Annotated in this window: 18 protein-coding genes; 8 read left to right on the forward strand and 10 right to left on the reverse strand. The window is 69.8% G+C overall.

Annotated elements, in window-relative coordinates:
- Both NL1_RS01510 and NL1_RS01515 read left to right on the forward strand, forming a co-directional pair.
- Positions 1-807 (forward strand): carboxyl transferase domain-containing protein (locus NL1_RS01510; RefSeq protein ID WP_281180758.1); only part of this gene is annotated, 807 nt, incomplete at its 5' end.
- 154 nt (positions 808-961) lie between these two features.
- A complete protein-coding gene (locus NL1_RS01515) occupies positions 962-1,813 on the forward strand; it encodes an aldo/keto reductase (RefSeq protein WP_067833287.1) in 852 nt (283 codons plus the stop codon).
- A gap of 9 nt (positions 1,814-1,822) precedes the next feature.
- On the opposite strand, the gene NL1_RS01520 is transcribed toward NL1_RS01515, so the two are convergent.
- Complete coding sequence (locus NL1_RS01520; protein ID WP_067833290.1) at positions 1,823-2,932, reverse strand: NAD(P)-binding domain-containing protein; 1,110 nt, start codon at positions 2,930-2,932, stop codon at positions 1,823-1,825.
- A gap of 90 nt (positions 2,933-3,022) precedes the next feature.
- On the opposite strand from NL1_RS01520, the gene NL1_RS01525 reads away from it, so the two are divergent.
- From NL1_RS01525 to NL1_RS01540, 4 genes are read left to right on the forward strand one after another with little or no spacing between them, the layout of a single operon-like run.
- Positions 3,023-3,751: an enoyl-CoA hydratase gene (locus NL1_RS01525; RefSeq protein ID WP_067833293.1), complete on the forward strand. Its 729-nt coding sequence runs from the start codon at positions 3,023-3,025 to the stop codon at positions 3,749-3,751.
- Positions 3,751-4,893, forward strand: coding sequence for an MBL fold metallo-hydrolase (locus NL1_RS01530; protein WP_067833294.1), 1,143 nt, complete (start codon positions 3,751-3,753; stop codon positions 4,891-4,893). The genes NL1_RS01525 and NL1_RS01530 overlap by 1 nt, the downstream gene beginning before the upstream one ends.
- 49 nt (positions 4,894-4,942) lie before the next feature.
- Positions 4,943-5,161: an antitoxin gene (locus NL1_RS01535; RefSeq protein WP_067833297.1), complete on the forward strand. Its 219-nt coding sequence runs from the start codon at positions 4,943-4,945 to the stop codon at positions 5,159-5,161.
- Between the two features lie 55 nt (positions 5,162-5,216).
- Positions 5,217-7,583 carry an ATP-dependent DNA ligase gene (locus tag NL1_RS01540; protein WP_067833299.1) on the forward strand — a complete coding sequence of 789 codons (2,367 nt, stop codon included), beginning with the start codon at positions 5,217-5,219 and terminating at the stop codon, positions 7,581-7,583.
- Positions 7,584-7,667: 84 nt separating this feature from the next.
- Here the strand turns inward: NL1_RS01540 and NL1_RS01545 are convergent, their stop codons facing one another.
- On the reverse strand, positions 7,668-8,315 hold the full coding sequence (locus NL1_RS01545; RefSeq protein WP_067833302.1) for a cysteine hydrolase family protein: 648 nt from the start codon (positions 8,313-8,315) through the stop codon (positions 7,668-7,670).
- Positions 8,316-8,600: 285 nt separating this feature from the next.
- On the opposite strand from NL1_RS01545, the gene NL1_RS01550 reads away from it, so the two are divergent.
- Entirely contained in the window at positions 8,601-9,815 is a 1,215-nt protein-coding gene (locus NL1_RS01550; protein WP_067833305.1) for a lipase family protein, read from the forward strand.
- A 149-nt stretch (positions 9,816-9,964) separates the two neighbouring features.
- On the opposite strand, the gene NL1_RS01555 is transcribed toward NL1_RS01550, so the two are convergent.
- The 6 genes from NL1_RS01555 to NL1_RS01580 form a co-directional block, all read right to left on the reverse strand.
- On the reverse strand, positions 9,965-10,621 hold the full coding sequence (locus NL1_RS01555; RefSeq protein WP_067833307.1) for a DUF8020 domain-containing protein: 657 nt from the start codon (positions 10,619-10,621) through the stop codon (positions 9,965-9,967).
- A 311-nt stretch (positions 10,622-10,932) separates the two neighbouring features.
- A complete protein-coding gene (locus tag NL1_RS01560) occupies positions 10,933-11,256 on the reverse strand; it encodes a hypothetical protein (RefSeq protein ID WP_156094596.1) in 324 nt (107 codons plus the stop codon).
- Complete coding sequence (locus NL1_RS01565) at positions 11,253-11,765, reverse strand: YbaB/EbfC family nucleoid-associated protein (protein ID WP_067833313.1); 513 nt, start codon at positions 11,763-11,765, stop codon at positions 11,253-11,255. Before NL1_RS01565 ends, NL1_RS01560 begins: the two co-directional genes overlap by 4 nt.
- Before the next feature lie 123 nt (positions 11,766-11,888).
- Positions 11,889-12,626, reverse strand: a complete 738-nt coding sequence (locus NL1_RS01570) for a CbiQ family ECF transporter T component (protein WP_067833316.1) — start codon at positions 12,624-12,626, stop codon at positions 11,889-11,891.
- Complete coding sequence (locus NL1_RS01575) at positions 12,623-14,764, reverse strand: ATP-binding cassette domain-containing protein (RefSeq protein ID WP_067833319.1); 2,142 nt, start codon at positions 14,762-14,764, stop codon at positions 12,623-12,625. The genes NL1_RS01570 and NL1_RS01575 overlap by 4 nt, the downstream gene beginning before the upstream one ends.
- Before the next feature lie 45 nt (positions 14,765-14,809).
- On the reverse strand, positions 14,810-16,276 hold the full coding sequence (locus tag NL1_RS01580) for a flavin-containing monooxygenase (RefSeq protein WP_067833321.1): 1,467 nt from the start codon (positions 16,274-16,276) through the stop codon (positions 14,810-14,812).
- A 74-nt stretch (positions 16,277-16,350) separates the two neighbouring features.
- Between NL1_RS01580 and NL1_RS01585 the strand changes: the two genes are divergently transcribed.
- A complete protein-coding gene (locus NL1_RS01585; protein ID WP_067833324.1) occupies positions 16,351-17,415 on the forward strand; it encodes an AraC family transcriptional regulator in 1,065 nt (354 codons plus the stop codon).
- Here the strand turns inward: NL1_RS01585 and NL1_RS01590 are convergent, their stop codons facing one another.
- Both NL1_RS01590 and NL1_RS01595 read right to left on the reverse strand, forming a co-directional pair.
- Positions 17,416-18,201, reverse strand: a complete 786-nt coding sequence (locus tag NL1_RS01590) for a metallophosphoesterase (RefSeq protein WP_245673039.1) — start codon at positions 18,199-18,201, stop codon at positions 17,416-17,418.
- Positions 18,202-18,368: 167 nt separating this feature from the next.
- Complete coding sequence (locus tag NL1_RS01595) at positions 18,369-18,809, reverse strand: MarR family winged helix-turn-helix transcriptional regulator (RefSeq protein ID WP_067833326.1); 441 nt, start codon at positions 18,807-18,809, stop codon at positions 18,369-18,371.
- Between the last annotated feature and the right edge of the window lie 15 nt (positions 18,810-18,824).

Consider the following 18,824-nt stretch of genomic DNA (forward strand, 5'->3'; position numbering starts at 1 on the left):
GAGTCCGCGGCGGCAGGCGATGCTGCCTGGCGCTCCGTGCTGGCCTCGCGCCGCCCCGACCGCCCCGGCCTGCGTGACCTGCTGCGCCATGTGACGCAACGGGTTCCGCTCAGCGGCACCGGCCAGGGCGAGACCGATCGCAGCGTGGTGCACGCCCTCGCCAGATTCCGCGGCCAGCCCTGCGTGGTCTTCGGCCACGACCGCGCCGGACGGCTCGGCGAGACCATGGGACCCGCCGCGCTGCGCGAGGCGCGGCGCAGCATGGCGTTGGCTGAGGAGTTGCGGTTGCCGCTGGTGCTGGTGATCGACACGGTGGGCGCGGCACTGTCGAAGGAGGCCGAGGAGCGCGGTCTGGCCCCCGAAATCGCCCGCTGCATCGCCGATCTGGTGACCTTGGACACACCGACCGTCTCGGTGCTGCTCGGCCAGGGCACCGGCGGCGGTGCGCTCGCGCTGCTGCCCGCCGACCGCGTCCTGGCCGCCACCAATGGCTGGCTCGCGCCACTGCCCCCGGAAGGCGCCAGCGCGATCGTCTTCCGCGACACCGACCACGCACCGGAACTCGCCGCGGCGCAACGCATCAGCGCACCCGCTCTGCTCGCCGACGGCATCGTCGACCGGATCGTCCCCGAGCGCCCCGACGCCGCCGACGAGCCGGTCGACTTCGCCCTCCGCATGGTCGCCGCCATCGGCGCGGAACTGGCCCGGCTCCGCGCGCTGCCCCTGCACGATCTCGAACGCGCCCGGCGCCGGCGCTACCGCAGACTCGGGCTTCCGGCTGCGGGCCGAATCGAGCCCGCGCGCTGACTCTCCCGTTCGGTATCGGCCCGCACCGAGATCCGCGGTCGACAACCGGGGCCCGAGCGAGGGCGAAATGCCCAGTTCAGGCCTTTGGTCTCGAACGTAAACACGCGCGTAAGCGTCGTTGACGGTTCGCCCGCGCACTTCTACGGTCGAACGGGTGAGCTTCCGAAGCGAGACCTCCGCCGTGCCGTCGATCGTGCTGAACGACGGCAACGTCATCCCGCAGCTCGGTTTCGGCGTGTTCCAGGTGCCGCCCGCGGATGTGGCCGACGTCGTCACCGCCGCGCTAGAGGCCGGTTACCGCAGCATCGACACCGCCGCGATCTACGGCAACGAGGAGGGCACCGGGCAGGCCATCCGCGCCTCCGGCCTGCCACGCGACGAGGTCTACGTCACCACGAAGCTGTGGAACGCCGACCAGGGCTACGACGCCACGCTGCGCGGCTTCGACGAGAGCATGCGCAAGCTGGGTCTCGACTACCTGGATCTCTACCTGATCCACTGGCCGGTGGCCATCGCAGGCAAGTTCGTCGACAGCTTCCGCGCCTTCCAGGAGCTCAAGCGTCAGGGCCGGGTCCGCTCGATCGGCGTGTCCAATTTCACCGTGGCGAACCTGCGGCGGGTGATCGAGGAGACCGGCGAGATCCCGGCCGTCAACCAGATCGAGCTGCACCCCGGTCTCGCCCAGCACGAGCTGCGCGAATTCCACGCCGCCAACGCCATCGCCACCGAGGCGTGGAGCCCGCTCGGGCAGGGGACGCTGCTCGAGGACAGGACCATCACCGCGATCGCGGGCGAGCTCGGCCGCACCCCCGCCCAGGTGATCATCCGGTGGCACCTGCAGCTCGGCAATGTCGTCATCCCGAAGTCGGTCACGCCCTCGCGCATGGCCGCCAACTTCGACGTGTTCGGCTTCGAGCTCACGCCCGAGCAGTTGGACGCGATCGACGCGCTCGACCGCGGCGGACGCCTCGGCCCGCACCCGGACAGCTTCACCGTCGGGCTCTGATCCGGCGGCTCAGCGGCGGTCGTCGAGGTACTCGGTCAACTCGACGGCGGCGGCCCGGCCCGCGCGGTTCGCGCCGATGGTGCTCGCCGACGGGCCATAGCCGATCAAGTGGATGCGCGGATCGACGGCGACCTGCGTCGCGAGCCGCCCGGTCATGGTGATGCCGCCGCCGGGCCCGCGCAGCCGCAGCGGAGCAAGATGGTCGAGCGCGCTGCGGAACCCGGTGGCCCACAGGATGACGTCGGCATGCTGGAACGTGCCGTCCGCCCAGCGCACACCGTCGGGCTCGATGTGGTCGAACATCGGCCGCCTGCGCAGCGCACCGCGGGCGTCGGCGGCGCGCAGCCGCTCGTCCCAGCGCAAGCCCGTCACCGAGACCACCGAGCCCGGCGGCAGGCCGTTGCGCACCCGGTCCTCCACCATCGCCACGGCAGCCCGGCCCGCTTCGTCGGTGAACTGCGCGTCGCGGAACACGGGTTCGGTGCGCGTGACCCAGGTGGTCGCGGTGACTTTCGAGATCTCGTCGAGCAACTGCACCGCGGAGATGCCGCCGCCGACGATGACCACGTGTTTCCCGGCGAACTCCTCGGCGGTCCGATAGTCGCGCGTGTGCAGCTGACGCCCCGCGAAGCTCTCCTGACCGCGGTAGTGCGGGATGAACGGCTTTTCCCAGGTTCCGGTGCCGTTGATCAGACCGCGCACCCGGATCGTGCCCGCGGTGTCGGTTTCGGCGTTGAGGACGGCGCCGAGCCCGTCGCAGCGCAGGCCGTCCCCGGTGCGGTCGCACACCACGCCGACCGACAGCGGCCTGCGCACCCGAAGATCGAAGCGCTTCTCGTACAGCTCGTAGTAGTGCGGGACGGCCGTGGCCGCAGGCACGGTGTCCGAGCCGGGCGGCAAGGTTTCGGCGAACGACATCCCCGGCAGGTCGTGCACCCGGTTCACGGTGCTGAGCGTCAGCGATGGCCAACGGAACTGCCAGGCCCCGCCCGGCGCCTGCGCGTGGTCGACGATGAGAAAGTCCACTTCGGGGCGCAGCCCGAGGCGGCGTAGGTGGTAGCCGGCCGACAGCCCCGCCTGACCAGCGCCGATCACCAGGATGTCGAAGTCGGTCGGCACAGCCGCCGATCGTATCGCCTTCGAGATCTCGTGCCGCGGCCTATGGCAGAGTGAAAGTAACCAAACGACACGTTCAGTCGGGGAGGATGCATGCTCGGAGTTAGCCGAGATGGTGACGTCGTCACCATCGAATTACAACGCGAGGAGCGGCGCAACGCGCTCAACAACGAGCTCGTGATCCGGCTACGCGAAGCCGTCGTAGCCGCTGTCGCCGACGGGGCGCGGGTGATCGTCCTGACCGGGCGCGGACCGATCTTCAGCGCAGGCGCCGATTTGTCCGGCGTCTACTCCGACGACTTCCTCTCCGGTCTGCTCGACATGCTGCACACCATCGAGTCGGTTCCGGTGCCGGTGATCTCCGCCATCAACGGCGGCGCGCTCGGCGCCGGTGTGCAATTGGCCCTCGCCTCGGATCTGCGGGTGATCGCGCCGGATGCCTACATCGCCGTCCCGGCCGCCAAGCTCGGCATCACCGTGGACCGGTGGACCGCGCGGCGGCTGGTCTCGCTGATCGGCGGCGGCCCGGCACGCACCATCCTTCTTGGCGCCGAACAGATTTCGGCCACCGACTGCTACTCCTTCGGCTTCGCCAACAAACTCGGCACCCTCGCCGACGCGCAGGCGTGGGCCAAGTCGATCGCGAAACTGGCGCCGCTTTCGCTGCGTCACATGAAACTGGTGCTCAACGACGACGGCACCCGCGAACCGGAATCCGCACAGCAGCGCGCGGCGCTCGAGGCCGCGTGGACCAGCGCCGACGCCAATGAGGGCCGGGTGGCGCGGGCAGAGAAGCGCGCGGCGAAGTTCGTGGGGCGATGATGGGGACGAAGAAGATGCTCGGATTCGCGGCAGCCGCGGCCGGACTCACCTGGGTGGTCCGCGCCGGGTGGGGCATACCGTCGGCGATCGGCGCGTCGATGTCGGCCATCCAGCCCTACGCCACCGGGTCGGCGAGTTATCGCAACCGCCAATTCCACAACAGCGAGCCGAGTAGCCAGCTTCAGGTGGGTTCGGTGCCCTCCCTGCTGTACTCGGCGTTCACCAAGCGCAACTCCGGGCGCCCGCGCGGGGTGGTTCCGCTGCAGAAGCCGTACCCGCCCGCCGAGGCCGCCGATCTCGCGGTGACCTGGTACGGCCACGCGTCGGCGCTGATCGAGGTGGACGGGTATCGGATCCTCACCGATCCCGTATGGAGCGACCGGGTTTCGCCCTCGCCGCTGGTCGGTCCCGCGCGGCTGCATCCGGTGCCCGTCCCGCTCGCCGAGCTGCCGCAGGTGGACGCGGTGATCATCTCCCACGATCACTACGACCACCTGGACAAGGAGACCATCCGGGCGCTGGTGGTCGGGCAGTCCACGCCGTTCCTGGTGCCGATGGGTATCGGCGCGCACCTGCGGCACTGGGGTGTTCCCGAGCATCGCATCGTCGAATTGGATTGGGGCGGTTCGATTTCCTTGGCGGCCCTCGGCCGGGAACGGGACGGCACCGATCTGGTGCTCACCTGCACCGAGGCGCGGCATTTCTCCGGACGCGGCCTGGTTCGCAACACCACGCTGTGGGCGTCCTGGTCCCTCGTCGGCCCGACTCGACGGGTGTATTTCGGCGGCGACACCGGCTACACCAAGGCGTTCGCCGAGGCGGGTGCGGCGCTGGGGCCGTTCGACCTGACGCTGCTGCCCATCGGCGCCTACGACGAGCGCTGGACCGATGTGCACATGAACCCGGAAGAGGCGGTGCGCGCACACGCCGATCTGTGTGTCGACGATCCCGGCCACGGCCTGCTCGTGCCGATCCACTGGGCGACGTTCAATCTGGCGTTCCACGGATGGTCGGAGCCGGTGCACCGGATGGTCGCCGCCGCGCAGGAGGTGGGCACCTCGGTCGCGGTGCCGATGCCGGGACAGCGTCTCGTGCCACAAGCTCTCCCTCCCCGCGATCCGTGGTGGGAAAATGTAGGTTGACCTGTCGGTATCTCCGACACCGATTGGCAACAGGAAAGGAACGACGGCGATGAGCCTGGCGGACACTCTGAAGGGCCTGGTCGGCAAGGGCAAGGAAGCCGCGTCCAAGAACGCGGGCAAGATCAACGAGGCGGTCGACAAGGCCGGTGACTTCATCGACCAGAAGACGCACGGGAAGTACTCGGACAAGATCGAGAAGGGCAAGGAGGCCGCCAAGAAGGTGGTTCCGCCGGAGCAGCCGGGTCAGGGCCCGGGACCGCAGGCCTGAGAATCGCGCGGCCGGGGACCGTTCACCTGTCGGTTCCCGGCCGTAGTATCGAGTCGTGGTGTCCCGCCGTGCATTCGGTGGTGGCCCGCGCCGACCGAGCATCGAGGTCGAACTCAGCAACCTCGGCAAGGTGCTGTATCCGGCGACCGGGACCACCAAAGGCGAGGTGATCGCCTACTACGCGGCCATCGCTCCGGCGATGCTGCCGCATATCGCCGGGCGTCCGGTGACCAGGAAGCGCTGGCCCAACGGGGTCGACCACCCTTCCTTCTTCGAAAAGAATCTCGCCGAACACGCGCCGTCCTGGATCGAGCGCCGCACGCTCGAACACTCCGGCAGGCGGGTGGTGTATCCGCTGATCGATTCCGAGGCGGGTCTGGCCTGGATCGGGCAGCAGGCGTCGCTGGAAGTCCATGTGCCGCAATGGCGTTTCGACGGCGACACGATGGGCCCGGCCACCCGGCTGGTCTTCGACCTGGATCCGGGGCCAGGAGCAGGCCTCGCCGAATGCGCGACGGTCGCCCTCGCCGTGCGGGAGATGGTCGAGGGGATCGGACTGCGCGCGTTCCCGGTCACCAGCGGCAGCAAGGGCATTCACCTCTACGTGCCGCTGGATCGGGCGCTGAGCCCCGGCGGCGCGTCGACGGTGGCCAAGCAGGTGGCCACCAATCTGGAGAAGCTGCACCCGGACCTGGTCACCGCCACCATGGCCAAATCCGTGCGGCGCGGCAAGGTTTTCCTGGACTGGAGCCAGAACAATCCCGCCAAGACCACCATCGCGCCCTATTCGCTGCGCGGCCGCGCCGAGCCCAACGCCGCGGCGCCGCGCAGCTGGTCCGAGATCGAGAACCGGAAGAAGCTGCGGCACTTGCGTTTCGACGAGGTGCTCGCGCGCTGGCGTGATGACGGGGATCTGCTCGCCGAGCTGGACCCGCCGGACGCGGGCAGCGCTGACGCGCTGAGCAAGTACCGCTCCCTGCGCGACCCGGCGCGCACCCCGGAACCGGTGCCGTCCGCGCCGCCGGTGGCCGGTGACGGAAGCCGGTTCGTGGTGCAGGAACACCACGCCCGCCGCCTGCACTGGGACGTGCGACTCGAACGCGACGGCGTCCTGGTGTCGTGGGCGGTGCCGAAGGGGCCGCCGACCTCGTCGCAGCAGAACCGGCTTGCGGTGCACACCGAGGATCATCCGCTCGAGTACCTGCATTTCCACGGCGAGATTCCGAAGGGGGAGTACGGGGCCGGGGAGATGACCATCTGGGATACCGGCACCTACGAGACCGAGAAGTGGCGCGACGACGAGGTGATCGTCCGCTTCCACGGCGAGCGGCTCACCGGCCGTTACGCGTTCATCCGGACCAACGGCAACCAGTGGCTGATGCATCTCATGCGCGAACAGCAGCCGGAGTCGGAGGACGATACGGCGCAGCAGGATTCGGCACCGAGCCGGGAAGAGCGCGCTGCGTCCGGTGGATCCGGCGAAAAGCACACCACGGCAACCGAATCGATCGAGCAATCCGCACCGGCGAGCAGCGCCGCGCCGTTTCCCCGCGGCCTCGCGCCGATGCTGGCGACCTCCGGCGATGTCGGCGAGCTGGACGACGCCGACTGGTGCTTCGAAACGAAGTGGGACGGTTTCCGCCTCATCGCCGAGATCGATTCCGGCGCGGTGACCTTGCGCAGCCGCGCGGGCAACGTGGTGACCTCTCGCTACCCGGGAATGGAGGTGCTCGCGAAGGAGTTGGACGGGCACCGGGTCGTCCTCGACGGCGAGGCGGTCGTCTTCGACGATCACGGCGTCGCGCATCTCGGCCTGCTGCAAGCCGACGCGGCCCGCGCGGTCTTCGTCGCCTTCGACGTGCTGTATCTGGACGGCACGTCGCTGGTCCGCAAACGCTATGCGGACCGCAGGCGAGTGCTGGAGGCGCTCGCCGCGAACGCGCCCTCGCTGCACGTACCGCCCCGGCTGGACGGTCCGGGCGCCGTGGCGCTGCACTACAGCCAGGAGCACGGCATGGAGGGCGTCGTCGCCAAGCGCAAGGACTCGGTGTATCTGCCTGGTAAGCGCGGACATTCGTGGGTCAAGCAGCGCAACTGGCGCACCCAGCGGGTGGTGGTCGGCGGCTGGCGGCGCAGCGATGCGCGCGATTTCAAGTCGCTGCTCGTCGGAATCCCCTACCGGGACAGGCTGATCTACGTGGGCCGCGTCGGCACCGGCTTCGGCGATTCCGGCATGCGGGAGCTGGCCGCACAGCTACGCAAGCTGGAACGCAAGACCAGCCCGTTCGACAACCCGCTCACCGCCGAGGAGCGCAAGGAAGCGGTGTGGGTGACGCCGAAGATCGCGGGCACCGTGCGTTTCATGAACTGGACCGAGGCCGGACGGCTCTGGCACCCGGGCTGGGTCGGCGAGTCCGGCTGACGCCGGGGCGCGTCGACGATTCGCCAAGAGTTTGCCAGATCGGTCGTCCCGTCGTCCGGCGCGCACCGGACGACGGGACATAGCTCACTCCTTCTCGCCCGCGAGCAGCGGCGTGATGGTCGCGGAATCCGTCACGATCGCATGCCCCTGGAACTCGAAATCCGCGTAGGCGCGCGCGATCGCGTCCTGATCGCGGCCGCCGCACGCGTCGCTGATCACCACCGGGATGAACCCGAGATCGGTGGAGTGGGTGATGGTCGGCGCGATGCCGATCTCCATCGCGACGCCCATGATCGCGTACGCGCCGATGCCGAGATCCCGCAGCGTACTGGTCAGCGGGGTGCCCTCGAATGCCGACATCGAGGTCTTGTCGAAGACGATCTCGTCGCGCCGCGGTTGCAGCTCCGGCACCAGCTCGAAGGCCGGGGTGTCGCGCTGCAGAATGGGTTTCAGCTCGTCGATGGAGTCCACCCCCTGCCAGCTCATCGCCATCCGCAGCGCGAACTTGCCGCTGAGCCGGTGCGGCAGGAAGAAATGCCGCAGGAAGATCACCGGGTAGCCGCTGCGCCGCGCCGCCTCCACGACGGGCACCACGCGCTGGATGATCTCCGGGCCGTCCGGCAGCTGCGCCAGCACCCCCACCTGCATGTCGTAGACGATCACCGCCATCCGATCGGGACCGCACACATCGGCGAGCCCTTCGGGGATGTCCAGTCCGTTGCCGTACCGCATGGTCAGCTCTCCTTCTCGATCACCGATCGTCGCCGATGCCCACGCCGGGCGGCGATTCTGTTGCGCTGAGGGCACTTTCGCACCACTGTAACCACGCGCATGCGCCTTGTTGCCGGGCGGCCGTCCCCGCAGTACCGTCGAGTGTGTCGAGGTGGAGACAGACGCGCCTCGGTGGATCTTGGAGCTGCGATGAGTACGAAAGGCTCACGTTCACCACGGGCTTTCGGTGCGCTCCTCGGGCGCGCCCACGGCGTGCTTTCCCGATCGTCGGCAAAGATCGAGGACATGATTCTGCGGGGTTTGCGCGCGGTTCAGGTGGTACTGCTGGCCGCGGTGGTGGCACTGAGCATGGCCGCACCGAGCGCGGCGATCCCGCGCCCGGACGTCGATCCGTTCTACGCGGCTCCGGCCGACCTCGCCGACTATCCCGCGGGCGCGATCACTCGCTCGCGACCGATCGCGCTGCTGGGTCTGCCGCTGCCGGTCTCGGCCTGGCAGGTGCAGTACCGGACCAACGACGCGGGCGGCACGCCGACACCGGGCATGGCCACCATGCTGGTGCCGCAGTTCCCGTGGTTGGGCCCCGGCGATCGGCCGCTGCTGTCTTATCAGGTGCCCGAGGACAGTCTCGGCACCCAGTGCGCGCCCTCCTACGCGCTGCGCGGCGGATGGGAACTGAGCGGCATCACCACCTTCATCGACACGCCGTTCATGGCGGACGCGCTGCGCCGCGGCTGGGCGCTGGTGGTCAGCGACTACCAGGGACCGGGGTCCCGCTTCATCGACGGGGTGAATTCCGGCCACGGCGTGCTCGACGGCATCCGGGCCGCCCGCGCCTTCGCGCCGGGCGGCGTCGGGCCCGCGAGTCCGGTGGGCGCGTACGGGTATTCGGGCGGCGCGTTCGCGACGCTGTGGGCCGCACAGCTGCAACCCGGCTACGCCCCCGACGTCCGGTTCGCGGGCATCGCCGCCGGCGGGGTGCCCGCCGACTGGCCCGCGATCGCCCGCGGCGTGGACGGCGGTGTACAGGCCGGGCTGGCGCTGCTGATCGTGCTCTCGATCGCCCGTGACCATCCGGGCTCCGGCGTCGCCGATCTGCTCAACGAACGCGGGCGCACGATGCTGGCCGAGGACGGGTCGGCCTGCGGATCGGATCTGGTGCTGAAGTACACCGACGCGCGCGTCGACGATTTCTCGATCGAGCCGAACCTGCTGTCGCACCCGGCCTTCCGTGCGGCGACGGACGCGCAGGAGCTGGGCGCGAGCGCGCCGCAGGCACCGGCCTACCTCTACCACAGCACCACCGACGACGTGATTCCCTTCGCGGGCTTCACCGCGCTGGTGGAGCGCTACTGCGCCCTCGGCGCGGACATCACCTACACGTATTCGACGCTGCCCGGCCACAATCCGACCGCAATCGTCGAGTGGTTCGGTGCGATGAACTACCTCGGCGACCGCTTCGCGGGCGTGCCGGTGGCGGCGGGGTGCCACGCTCGCTGAGCCGCGTGCTCGCCCGAGCATCGCCGTGCCTCCGCGAATGCGGCGGCGGCCGAGCGCGAAGGGAAGCCGCCGGAAATGCGGCTGGACGCAAAGCGGCGCGCACCGGCTCGAGGGGTTTGCCGGTGCGCGCCGCTTTCGGAAAGGGTGGCTCAGTTCACGGGTTGCACAGACTGATCCGCCCACTTGGTAGTACCCGCGGGCGCAGCCAAGGTGTTGAGCAGATCGAAACCGGCGATCGCCAGTGTCGGACCGCCCACCACGATGGTGCCGATGATGCCGCCGATCGACGCGCCCGTGATGACGCTGGCGATCACGCCGGGACCGGTGATGAGGCCCGCCAGACCGATCAGCGCGCCGAGTGCGGTGCCGATGAATCCGCCGACGGCGGTCGCGATGCCGAACTGGGAGGCGAACAAGTTCATCGCCTGCTGGTTCTCGGCCAGCGACGCGACGGGGGTCGCCTGCACCGGACGCGCCTGCTCGACGTTCTTGACCGCCTTCAGTTCCAGCACCCGGCCGCCGTCCCGGACCGCATGCGGCAGCGGGAATTCCAGGCCGTCCTGGCGGACCGAGAGCGGCAGGGTGACGACCGCGCGCCCCGCCGAGTCCTCGATGGCTACGGTGTTGCCCGTCAGCTCGAAGGAACCGCCCGTGAGCGTGGTGATGATCGTGTCGCCGATCAGCTTCGCCTCGTACCCGATGTCGGGGACGGGCGCGGCGGCCGGTTGTGCGTGCACAGTGCCCGTGCCGACGGCGACGGCGGCGACGAGCGGAACGGCGGCCGTGATGATCTTGCGGAGAATCATTTACGGTGTTCCTATCTTCATCTAGGTTTTCATGCCCTATGAACACCCCGCTCGCCGAAAGACCTTCCCCCTCAACGCGCGCGGAGCCTTGATGTGATCCAGAGAACAGCAACGCCGTGTGTCACATTACTGGGCGATTGCAGTTTTGGACCCCAAAACTGGGGTACTGGTGTGTCTTGTTCGCGGCAGGTTTCCCGCCGCCCCCAAATCCGCTATGCCTCTGGGTTATATGGGCACGTCAAACCGCCTTCAGTTGTCTAACTGAAGGTTTGCTAATGACGTGATACGCGACGCGCCGAAGACGGCGCGCGCTACTCGATGGAACTCTTGATCTTGTCGATCGCCTTGGAGTTGAGTTCGTCCTGCTGCTGGAATGCCGAGGCGATGGCGTCGACGCCGCCGCTGAGCGCCTCGATCGACTTGCCGAGCCCCTCGATGCCCTTCATGCCGTCCTCGGCGCCCGGCGTGTACTCCTTGGCGAAGTTCTGGCCGATCTCGTCGCTGCCCCAGCATTCGCCCTCGGCGGCGACCGTGGTCTGCACGTTCTTCACCGCCTCGAGCACCTTCTCGGCGGCCGCGGCGAAGCCGGGCTTGGAGGCGCGCAGCGCATCCGGATCGACCTGCAAGCTACTCATCGGCCCTCCAGATAGCCGCGGTTACGGTAGTACTCGTCCTCGGCTTCCTCGTCCAGCTCCGCGGGCTGCGGCGTGGCATCGACCGAGGAAGGCTCGGGGAACAGGGAATTCACCAGGTCCTTGATGCTCGGCGCGCCCGGCACCAGATCGGGCAGATCCGGGATGGCGTGGCCCACTTGCTCGAACGCGCCGAAAGCCCGCTGGGCCTCTTCGGTGGCCAGGCGGGCGGCCGCCTGGGTCGCCTCGGTCATGGCCGCGCCGAGCTTCTGCGGCGTCGAGCGTTTGAAGGCGTCCGGCTCGATGTGGACCTCGACCGGCACGCCCGCGGAGTTGCTGGTGACCCGGACCAGGTTGTCCGAGGACCACGCGGTGACAGTGGTCGCGGCCAGCCGGGCCTGCGTCTCGGCCAGCTCCCTGCGCTGCTGCTCGAAAACCTCCAGCAGATCGTCGACTTCGCCGCGAAGCGCCTCGTTGCGCGCGAGCTGCGCCGCGCGTTCACTGTCGGCCATCGGCCACCCCTGCTCTGTCGAGTTCCGGTCCGTCATGGAGTTCGACGCGCCGCGCCGATGATCGGTTCCCTTCAGTCTGCCGTCTGCCGGATCGCGCCGTCATCTCGGCGGACCGGTCCGGGCTCAGATCAGCACGTCGAGCAGCACCGAGCCTGCGCACACGAGCCCGACGAGCCCGAGCGCGACCGCGTCCCGGCGACCCGGCGCGCTGGGCCGGGCGGTGAGCTGGCCGGTGCCGCCGCGGGCGGTGATGGCCTCGCCCAGTTCGGTGGCGCGGCGGGTGGCCACGGCCATGGCCGCGGTGAGGATGTCGATGATCGGGCTGTCGGCGGCCCGGTCCAGCAGCCGGTCCTTGGGCCGGAGCCGCCGGGCCGCGCGCAGCACCCGGATCTCCTCGAGCAGCAGCGGCAGCCCGCGCAGCGTCAGCGCCACCACCACGGCCCACTCGTCCACCGGCACTTTGATTTTGCGCAGCGGCGCGCCCAACCTGGCCAGCGCGGGGGCGATCTCGCCCATCGGGGTGGTCCACGCGATGAGGAACGAGGCGGCCACCAGGATCAGGCCGAAGACCACCGCTTGGGTGTAGCGCAGCACCGCGGCGCCGCCTACCGGCAGATTGATCAGCGCGCCCGCGCTGAGCAGCGCCCAGAACCACCACGGCAGCCTGGGCAGCGTGCCGAGCGGCAGCCGGGCGATCAGGCCGATCGCCAGCAAGAAGACGACCATCGCGCCGAGCACCGGCCAGGTCGGCCAGAACATCAGCAGCAGGCTGATCAGGAACGCGGCGATCATCTTGGTGCCCGCCCAGAGGTTGTGCACCGGGCTGGACACCGGCACCTGGCGCAGCAGGACCGTGCTCATTCCGCACCTCCGTGTCCGAAGCGCCATGCCGCGTCGCCTGGCCGCGGCGGTGGCGCGGCCGAGCGCGGGTCCCGGTGCGGGTCGATGCGACGCGCCGCGGTCGCGGCATCGGAGACCGGCTGCTTCTCCAGGATGCGACCCGAGCTCAGGTGCACGGTGCGGTCGCACACGGCAGCCATGTCCTCGACGTCGTGCGAGATGACGATCAATGTCAGCCCGGAATCACGCAGCCGCGCAAGCAGTTCCACGATGTCGGCGCGGCCCTCGGGATCCAGCCCGGCCAGCGGCTCGTCGAGCACGACCACCTGGGGGCGGCTGGCCACGATGGCGGCGAGCACCACGCGCTTGGCCTGCCCGCCGCTGAGTTCCTCGACGGAGCGCGCGGCCAGCGCGCGATCCAGGCCGACGGCATCCAGAGCCTTGCCCACCGCGCCGGAACCGGTGGCGCGCCCGCCCCAGTCGGTGATCTCCGCGCCGACCGTCTGCTTCTGCAATTGCAGCCGGGAGTGCTGGAAGGCCAGCTCCACCCGGCCGATCTGGCGCGTCACCGGGCGGCCGCCGAGCTCGCAACGCCCCGAGCTCGGTTGGATCAGGCCCGCGATGATCCAGGCGAGCGTCGATTTGCCGGAACCGTTGCCGCCGACAACGAGCAGCGCCTCGCCGCGGCGCACCACCAGGTCGACGCCGTGCAGGGCGGGCGCCTCCCACGGTGTGCCCCGGTTGTAGGTGTGCCGGACGTCGCGCAGTTCGAGGATGGTCGATCCGGCGGGCGCGCGGCGCGCGGCGTCCACCGGCTGCGGCCAGGCGGGCAGCCGCTCGACCGTGCGGCCCGCGGCCAGGTGCACGACGCGGTCCGCCGCCGCGGCGTCCGCCTCGTGGTGCGTCACCAGGACAACTGCCATCGGGTGGCGGCGCGGCAGCTCACCGAGGAGCGCGACCAGTTCGCGGCGGCCCTCGGGATCGATCATCGAGGTGGCCTCGTCGGCGATGAGCAGCGCGGGCCTGCGGGCCAGCGCCGCGGCCACCGCCAGACGCTGCTGCTGGCCGCCGGAGAGGGTGGCGGTCTCGCGGTCGCCCATGCCCGTGAGACCGACCTCACCGAGCAGCGCCTCCACGTCGACCTCGGCGGCGAGCTCCTGCGGGAGGCCCCAGACCACGTCGTCGGCCACCAGGACGCCGAGGGTCTGGCTCTCCGGCCGCTGCAGCACCAGCGCCGTCCCGCCGAGATGGCCGAGGCCCGCCGAACCCGGCCGCCGCACCTCGCCCGAGGTGGGCGGCAGCCCGGCAAGCAGCCGGGTGAGCGTGGACTTGCCCGAGCCGTTGTGGCCGACGATCGCGACGAACTCCCCGACCCGCACGGCGAGGTCGATGTCACGCAGTGCGTCGGCGCGTGCGCCCGGGTAGCGGAATCCCGCCGCGTGCAGCGTCACCGGCAGCGGGGCGATCGGCCGCTCGTCCAGCGGCGCGTCGAGGCGGTCCCGATTGGGCAGCCAGGCCAGCCGGTCCAGCACCGAACCGAGCACGAACCAGGAGAACAGTGCGCTCACCACCACGCCGAGCGCGACGCCTCCGCCGATCCAGACCCACCACCAGGTGAGCACGGCGTCGGTGAGATCGGACGCGGCCCGGCCGAGCGGTTCCAGCGCGGCCTGGTTCGCGGCGAGTCGCTGCACACCGTCGGCGGTGTTGCGGATGGTGTCGAACAAAAGCTCCCTGGCTTGCCCGGCCACCAGCAGCGATCCGACCGTGAACGCGCCCCACAGCGCGCCCGCCAGCAGCGCAAGGACGAACACCGAGATCAGCCCGCCGCCGCGGCGCTTGACCCCGCCGATAATGCCGCCGATCGTCGCCGAGGCGATCACGCCGAGCGCGGGCATGACGCCCGCCGCGACGAAAGTGACCAGGGTGGCCGAGGCGGTCGCGGTCACCAGCGCGCGCGGCCGGTAGCGGTGCGCGAGCATGCCCATCGGGACCGCCGCGACGATTTGCAGCGCGGCGGCCAGTGGAACCACGGACCCCACGGTGACCAGCCCGACCGTCACACCGCCCAGTACCGCGCCGGTGGCCAGCTCGATCGGGCGCAGCGGACCGCGCTCCTGGGAACCGGTCCGGCCGTCGGCCGCGGGCAGATCACTCACGCAACAAGTCTGCCAGGGGGCGCGCCGCGAGGCTGGGCGGCCGGATCAGGCGACCCTGGTCAGGGTGTAGTCGTCGCGGTTCAGCCGACGGGTGCGACGGCGGTAACTGGACACGGTGCCCGGCCAGTTGTTCGTGATGCGCCCCGAGGCGGTGCGGTACCAGCTGGAGCAGAAGTTCCACGGTGTGCGGGCCAGCCGCCGCTGGAGCGCGTCGTTGAATGCGCGCTCCTGTTCGTCGCGGACCTCGAGGCAGTGGCCCGGCCGGTCGGCGAGCAGCCGCACGGCCTGCCGGATGTAGCGGGCCTGGGATTCGATCATGTAGATGATCGAGCCTGCGGCGAGGTTGGTGTTCGGCCCGTAGACCAGGAAGAGGTTGGGGAAATCGGGCACGGCGATGCCGAGGAAGGCGTGCGCGCCGCCGGCCCACGCGTCGGCGAGCTTGCGACCGCCACGTCCGTAGATCTGCATCGGCCAGAGGAATTCGGTGCCCTTGAAGCCGGTGCCGTAGATGATCACGTCGGCCTCGTGCAGCCTGCCGTCCGCGGTCCGCACACCCTCGGGGACGATCTCGCTGATCGCGGTGGTCTCGACCGCGACATTGGGCTGGGTGAGCGCGGGGTAGTAGTCGTTGGAGAAGAGCCCGCGCTTGCAGCCGATGGGGTAGTCGGGGGTGAGCTTGGCCCGCAGCTCCGGATCGGCGACCTGTTTGTGCAGGTGCTGCTCGGCGATGCGGCCGACCATCCGTGCGATCGCCGGGAATTCGACGAGCCCGAGCGAGACGAACTCCCCGACCGACCACCAGCCGAACCGCTCCACCAGCAGCGCGCCGGGCAGCTTCGCGAACAGGCTGTGCTGGATGGGCGAGTAGTCGGTGTCGAACTTGGGGATGACCCAGGCCGCGGTGCGCTGGAACAGCGTCAGGTGCTCGACCTTCGGCTGGATTTCGGGGATGTACTGGATGGCGCTTGCCCCGGTGCCGATGCAGAGGACGCGCTTGCCCGTCAGGTCCACGTCGTGGTCCCACTCGGCGGAGTGGAAGGACGCGCCCGCGAAGGTGTCGATGCCGGAAACGTCGGGCAGCTTGGGCCGGGAGAGCTGGCCGACCGCGGAGATCAGCACGTCGCTGGTCCTGGTGGCGCCGTCGGCGGTGCGAACCGTCCACCGGCCGGTCTGCTCGTCGAATTCGGCGTCGGTCACGTCGGCGCCGAAGACGATGGTCTCCAGCAGCTCGTGCCGCCGTGCGACTCCGCGCAGGTAGCCGTGGATGGCCGCGCGGCTGGAGTAGCGCTGCGGCCAGTCCGGCTTCGGTTCGTAGGAATAGGAGTAGAGCGGTGAGGGCACGTCGCAGGCCGCGCCGGGGTAGGTGTTCTCGCGCCACACCCCGCCCAGGTCGGCGGCTCGCTCCAGGATCGTGATGTCGCGGATCCCATTGCGTCGCAGCTCGATCGCCGCGCCGATGCCGCCGAACCCCGCGCCGATGATGAGAACCGATGGCCGGTCGCCAGCTGTCATGTGACACTCCTCACACATCCGATGTCTCCACTCTAGAACCGGCCCGGTCGGGTGCATCGAGACTTTCGGCCATAATGTGCGCTGTGGAGCGGGTGCTGGCTACTGGAATCCGCGACTGGAACTTTCCGCGCGGCATCGCCAGCGTGGCCCTGATGGTGGGGTACGCGGGCGAGCACGGTGTGCCCGCGGCGCGCATGCTGGCAGGCACCGGGCTGGCCGAGGCCGTGCTGCGCGACCCTGACGCCCAGATCGACGCGCACACCGAGCTCGCGGTGATCCGGAATCTGGTCCGCGAGGCAGGCGCGCCCGCGCTGGGCGTCGAGCTGGGCAGGCGCTACCGGATCACCACCTTCGGCATCTTCGGCTTCGCGTGCGTGAGCAGCCCGACCCTCGGCGAAGCGATCTCCTTCGCGCTGCGGTTCCTCGACCTGAGTTTCACCTTCTGCCTGCCGGTCGCGCACTGGGAGCCGGGGGAGTTCGTCGCGCGCGTGCACGACGAGTCGGTGCCCGCCGACGTGCGCCAATTCCTCGTCGAACGCGACGTGACGGCCATGTACCAGGTGATGAGCGATCTGGTCGGACGGCCGGTGCCGCTGCTGCGCGCCGAATTCCGTTTCGCGGAACCGGAATACGTCGACCGGATGACCGAGGTGTTCGGCGTTCGCCCCATTTTCGGTCGCGCGCACAATGTGTTCACCATCGACCCCTCGATCCTGGAACAGCCGCTGCCGCAGGCCAACGAGCACACCTGGGCCATGTGCCTGGCCCAGTGCCGCCAGCTGGTGGATCGCCGCCGCGCCCGCACCGGCATCGCCGCGGAGGTGCGTGAGCTGCTGGTGCCGGGCGGCGCGGACGGTTTCGCCGCACCGCTGGGTATCGACCTGGTGGCGCGCGAGCTGAACATGAGCACCAGGACCCTGCGCAGACATCTCGACGCGGCAGGCACCAGCTATCGCGTCCTGCTCGACGAGGTGCGCCGCGCCCTCGCCGAGGAAATGCTCACCACCACACCGCTTTCGGTGAGCGACGTGGCGATCCGCCTCGGCTATGCCGAGTCCTCGACCTTCATCTACGCCTTCAAGCGCTGGACCGGTGTGACACCGGCCGCGTATCGGCGCGAGCGGGTGTCGCTGCGCTGATCAGTGCGGCGGCACGCCGAGGTAGCCGCCCATCGGAACGGGCCGGAAGTGTGTTGTCAGGCCGTGGTTTTCGTCGACGATGTGCAGCGCGACCGCGGGGTCCGGCGCGTAATCCATGACGTGATGGGGCAATTCGAGCTCCCATTCGCCGCCGAGCACCGAGGCCGTGCTCGGCGCGACGAGCAGCGGGCGGCCGGCGAAGGTGGTCGTCGCCGCGGAGTGGGCATGCCCGGTGAGTATTCCGATGATGCGCTCGTCCCCGGCCACCAGCGCGGCGAGGCGCTCGGGTTCGGCGAGGGTGATGCCGTCGATGATCGGGCTGTGCAGGTGCACCGGCGGGTGGTGCATGGCGAGCAGAACGGGTCCGTCGGCGGGGGCGTCGGCGAGCACGCCGCGCAGCCAGTCGTAGGTCTCCTCGCTCAGCCCGCCGCCCGCCTCGCCGGGAATGCTCGAATCCAGCAGGGCGACAGTCAATTCGCCGATCCGGTGTGCGTGATTGATCGGCGTGGTCGCGGCGGGCTCGCCGAGCAGCACGGTGCGGAAGGCGGCGCGATCGTCGTGGTTGCCGGGGATGGCGTAGACCGGAATGTCGGCGGCCAGCGCAGCGCGGGCTTGGGCGTACTGTTCGGCCTTGCCGGAATCGGTGATGTCACCGGTCACCAGAATGGCGTCGGGCTTGCGCCGCAGGTCGGCGAGAAAAGCCATCACCCGCTCCACGCGGTCGGCGTTGCGCGCTCCGAGATCGAAGTGTGTATCGCTGACCTGAGCCACCAGGATCATCGGCATTCGCTTTCTCTGAGGGATCGCTCCATTGCGTCAGAGTGTGCCCACAGTGTGTGCACGGCACTTTCTCAGGCTAGATGACCTGCGCATTGTCCGTCTTCATGAGGCTCGCCACCGTGCCGGACCTCCCTGTTTGCCAGTGGCGGAGGTCACACACGGCCGGTGCGCGCCTAGGGCCGGCGCTCCGCGACGGCGTTCGACCAGAGCGTGCGCAGGGCGCGGAGGAAGACCTGACGATCGGCGCGGGGCAGCGCGGCGAGCGTCTCGTCCTCTCGTGCGCGGATCTCCCGCTGGGCGCGGTCGCGGACCGTCTTGCCTTCCTCGGTGAGCGAGACCAGATTGACGCGCCGGTCGGCGGGGTCGGGCGCGCGTTCGATGAGGCCGCGGCGTTGCAGGTCGTCGAGGACGCCGATGATGCGGGTCTTGTCCGCGCCGATCGCCTTGGCCAGCGCGGCCTGCGTGTACACCGGCTCCAGCTCCAGGCCGAGCAGCACTCCGTATGCCCACATGGTGAGGCCGTTGCGCTCCAGGACGGGCAGTTCGGCGGAGACGAGGGCGCGGCCGAGCGGCACGACCATCGCGGCGAGATCTGGTCGGTCGGGGTCTGGCATGCCTAGAAAATACTT

This window comes from Nocardia lijiangensis NBRC 108240, assembly GCF_001613045.1.
Taxonomy (GTDB): domain Bacteria; phylum Actinomycetota; class Actinomycetes; order Mycobacteriales; family Mycobacteriaceae; genus Nocardia; species Nocardia lijiangensis.

Excerpts from the sequence above, each read along its gene's own strand:
- NL1_RS01535 (WP_067833297.1), top strand. The coding sequence starts at position 4,943 with ATGAGCCTGGCGGACACTCTGAAGGGCCTGGTCGGCAAGGGCAAGGAA.
- NL1_RS01570 (WP_067833316.1), bottom strand. The coding sequence starts at position 12,626 with ATGAGCACGGTCCTGCTGCGCCAGGTGCCGGTGTCCAGCCCGGTGCAC.
- NL1_RS01585 (WP_067833324.1), top strand. The coding sequence starts at position 16,351 with ATGTGCGCTGTGGAGCGGGTGCTGGCTACTGGAATCCGCGACTGGAAC.
- NL1_RS01530 (WP_067833294.1), top strand. The coding sequence starts at position 3,751 with ATGGGGACGAAGAAGATGCTCGGATTCGCGGCAGCCGCGGCCGGACTC.
- NL1_RS01555 (WP_067833307.1), bottom strand. The coding sequence starts at position 10,621 with ATGATTCTCCGCAAGATCATCACGGCCGCCGTTCCGCTCGTCGCCGCC.
- NL1_RS01565 (WP_067833313.1), bottom strand. The coding sequence starts at position 11,765 with ATGGCCGACAGTGAACGCGCGGCGCAGCTCGCGCGCAACGAGGCGCTT.
- NL1_RS01560 (WP_156094596.1), bottom strand. The coding sequence starts at position 11,256 with ATGAGTAGCTTGCAGGTCGATCCGGATGCGCTGCGCGCCTCCAAGCCC.
- NL1_RS01525 (WP_067833293.1), top strand. The coding sequence starts at position 3,023 with ATGCTCGGAGTTAGCCGAGATGGTGACGTCGTCACCATCGAATTACAA.
- NL1_RS01590 (WP_245673039.1), bottom strand. The coding sequence starts at position 18,201 with ATGCCGATGATCCTGGTGGCTCAGGTCAGCGATACACACTTCGATCTC.
- NL1_RS01580 (WP_067833321.1), bottom strand. The coding sequence starts at position 16,276 with ATGACAGCTGGCGACCGGCCATCGGTTCTCATCATCGGCGCGGGGTTC.
- NL1_RS01595 (WP_067833326.1), bottom strand. The coding sequence starts at position 18,809 with ATGCCAGACCCCGACCGACCAGATCTCGCCGCGATGGTCGTGCCGCTC.
- NL1_RS01550 (WP_067833305.1), top strand. The coding sequence starts at position 8,601 with ATGATTCTGCGGGGTTTGCGCGCGGTTCAGGTGGTACTGCTGGCCGCG.
- NL1_RS01545 (WP_067833302.1), bottom strand. The coding sequence starts at position 8,315 with ATGCGGTACGGCAACGGACTGGACATCCCCGAAGGGCTCGCCGATGTG.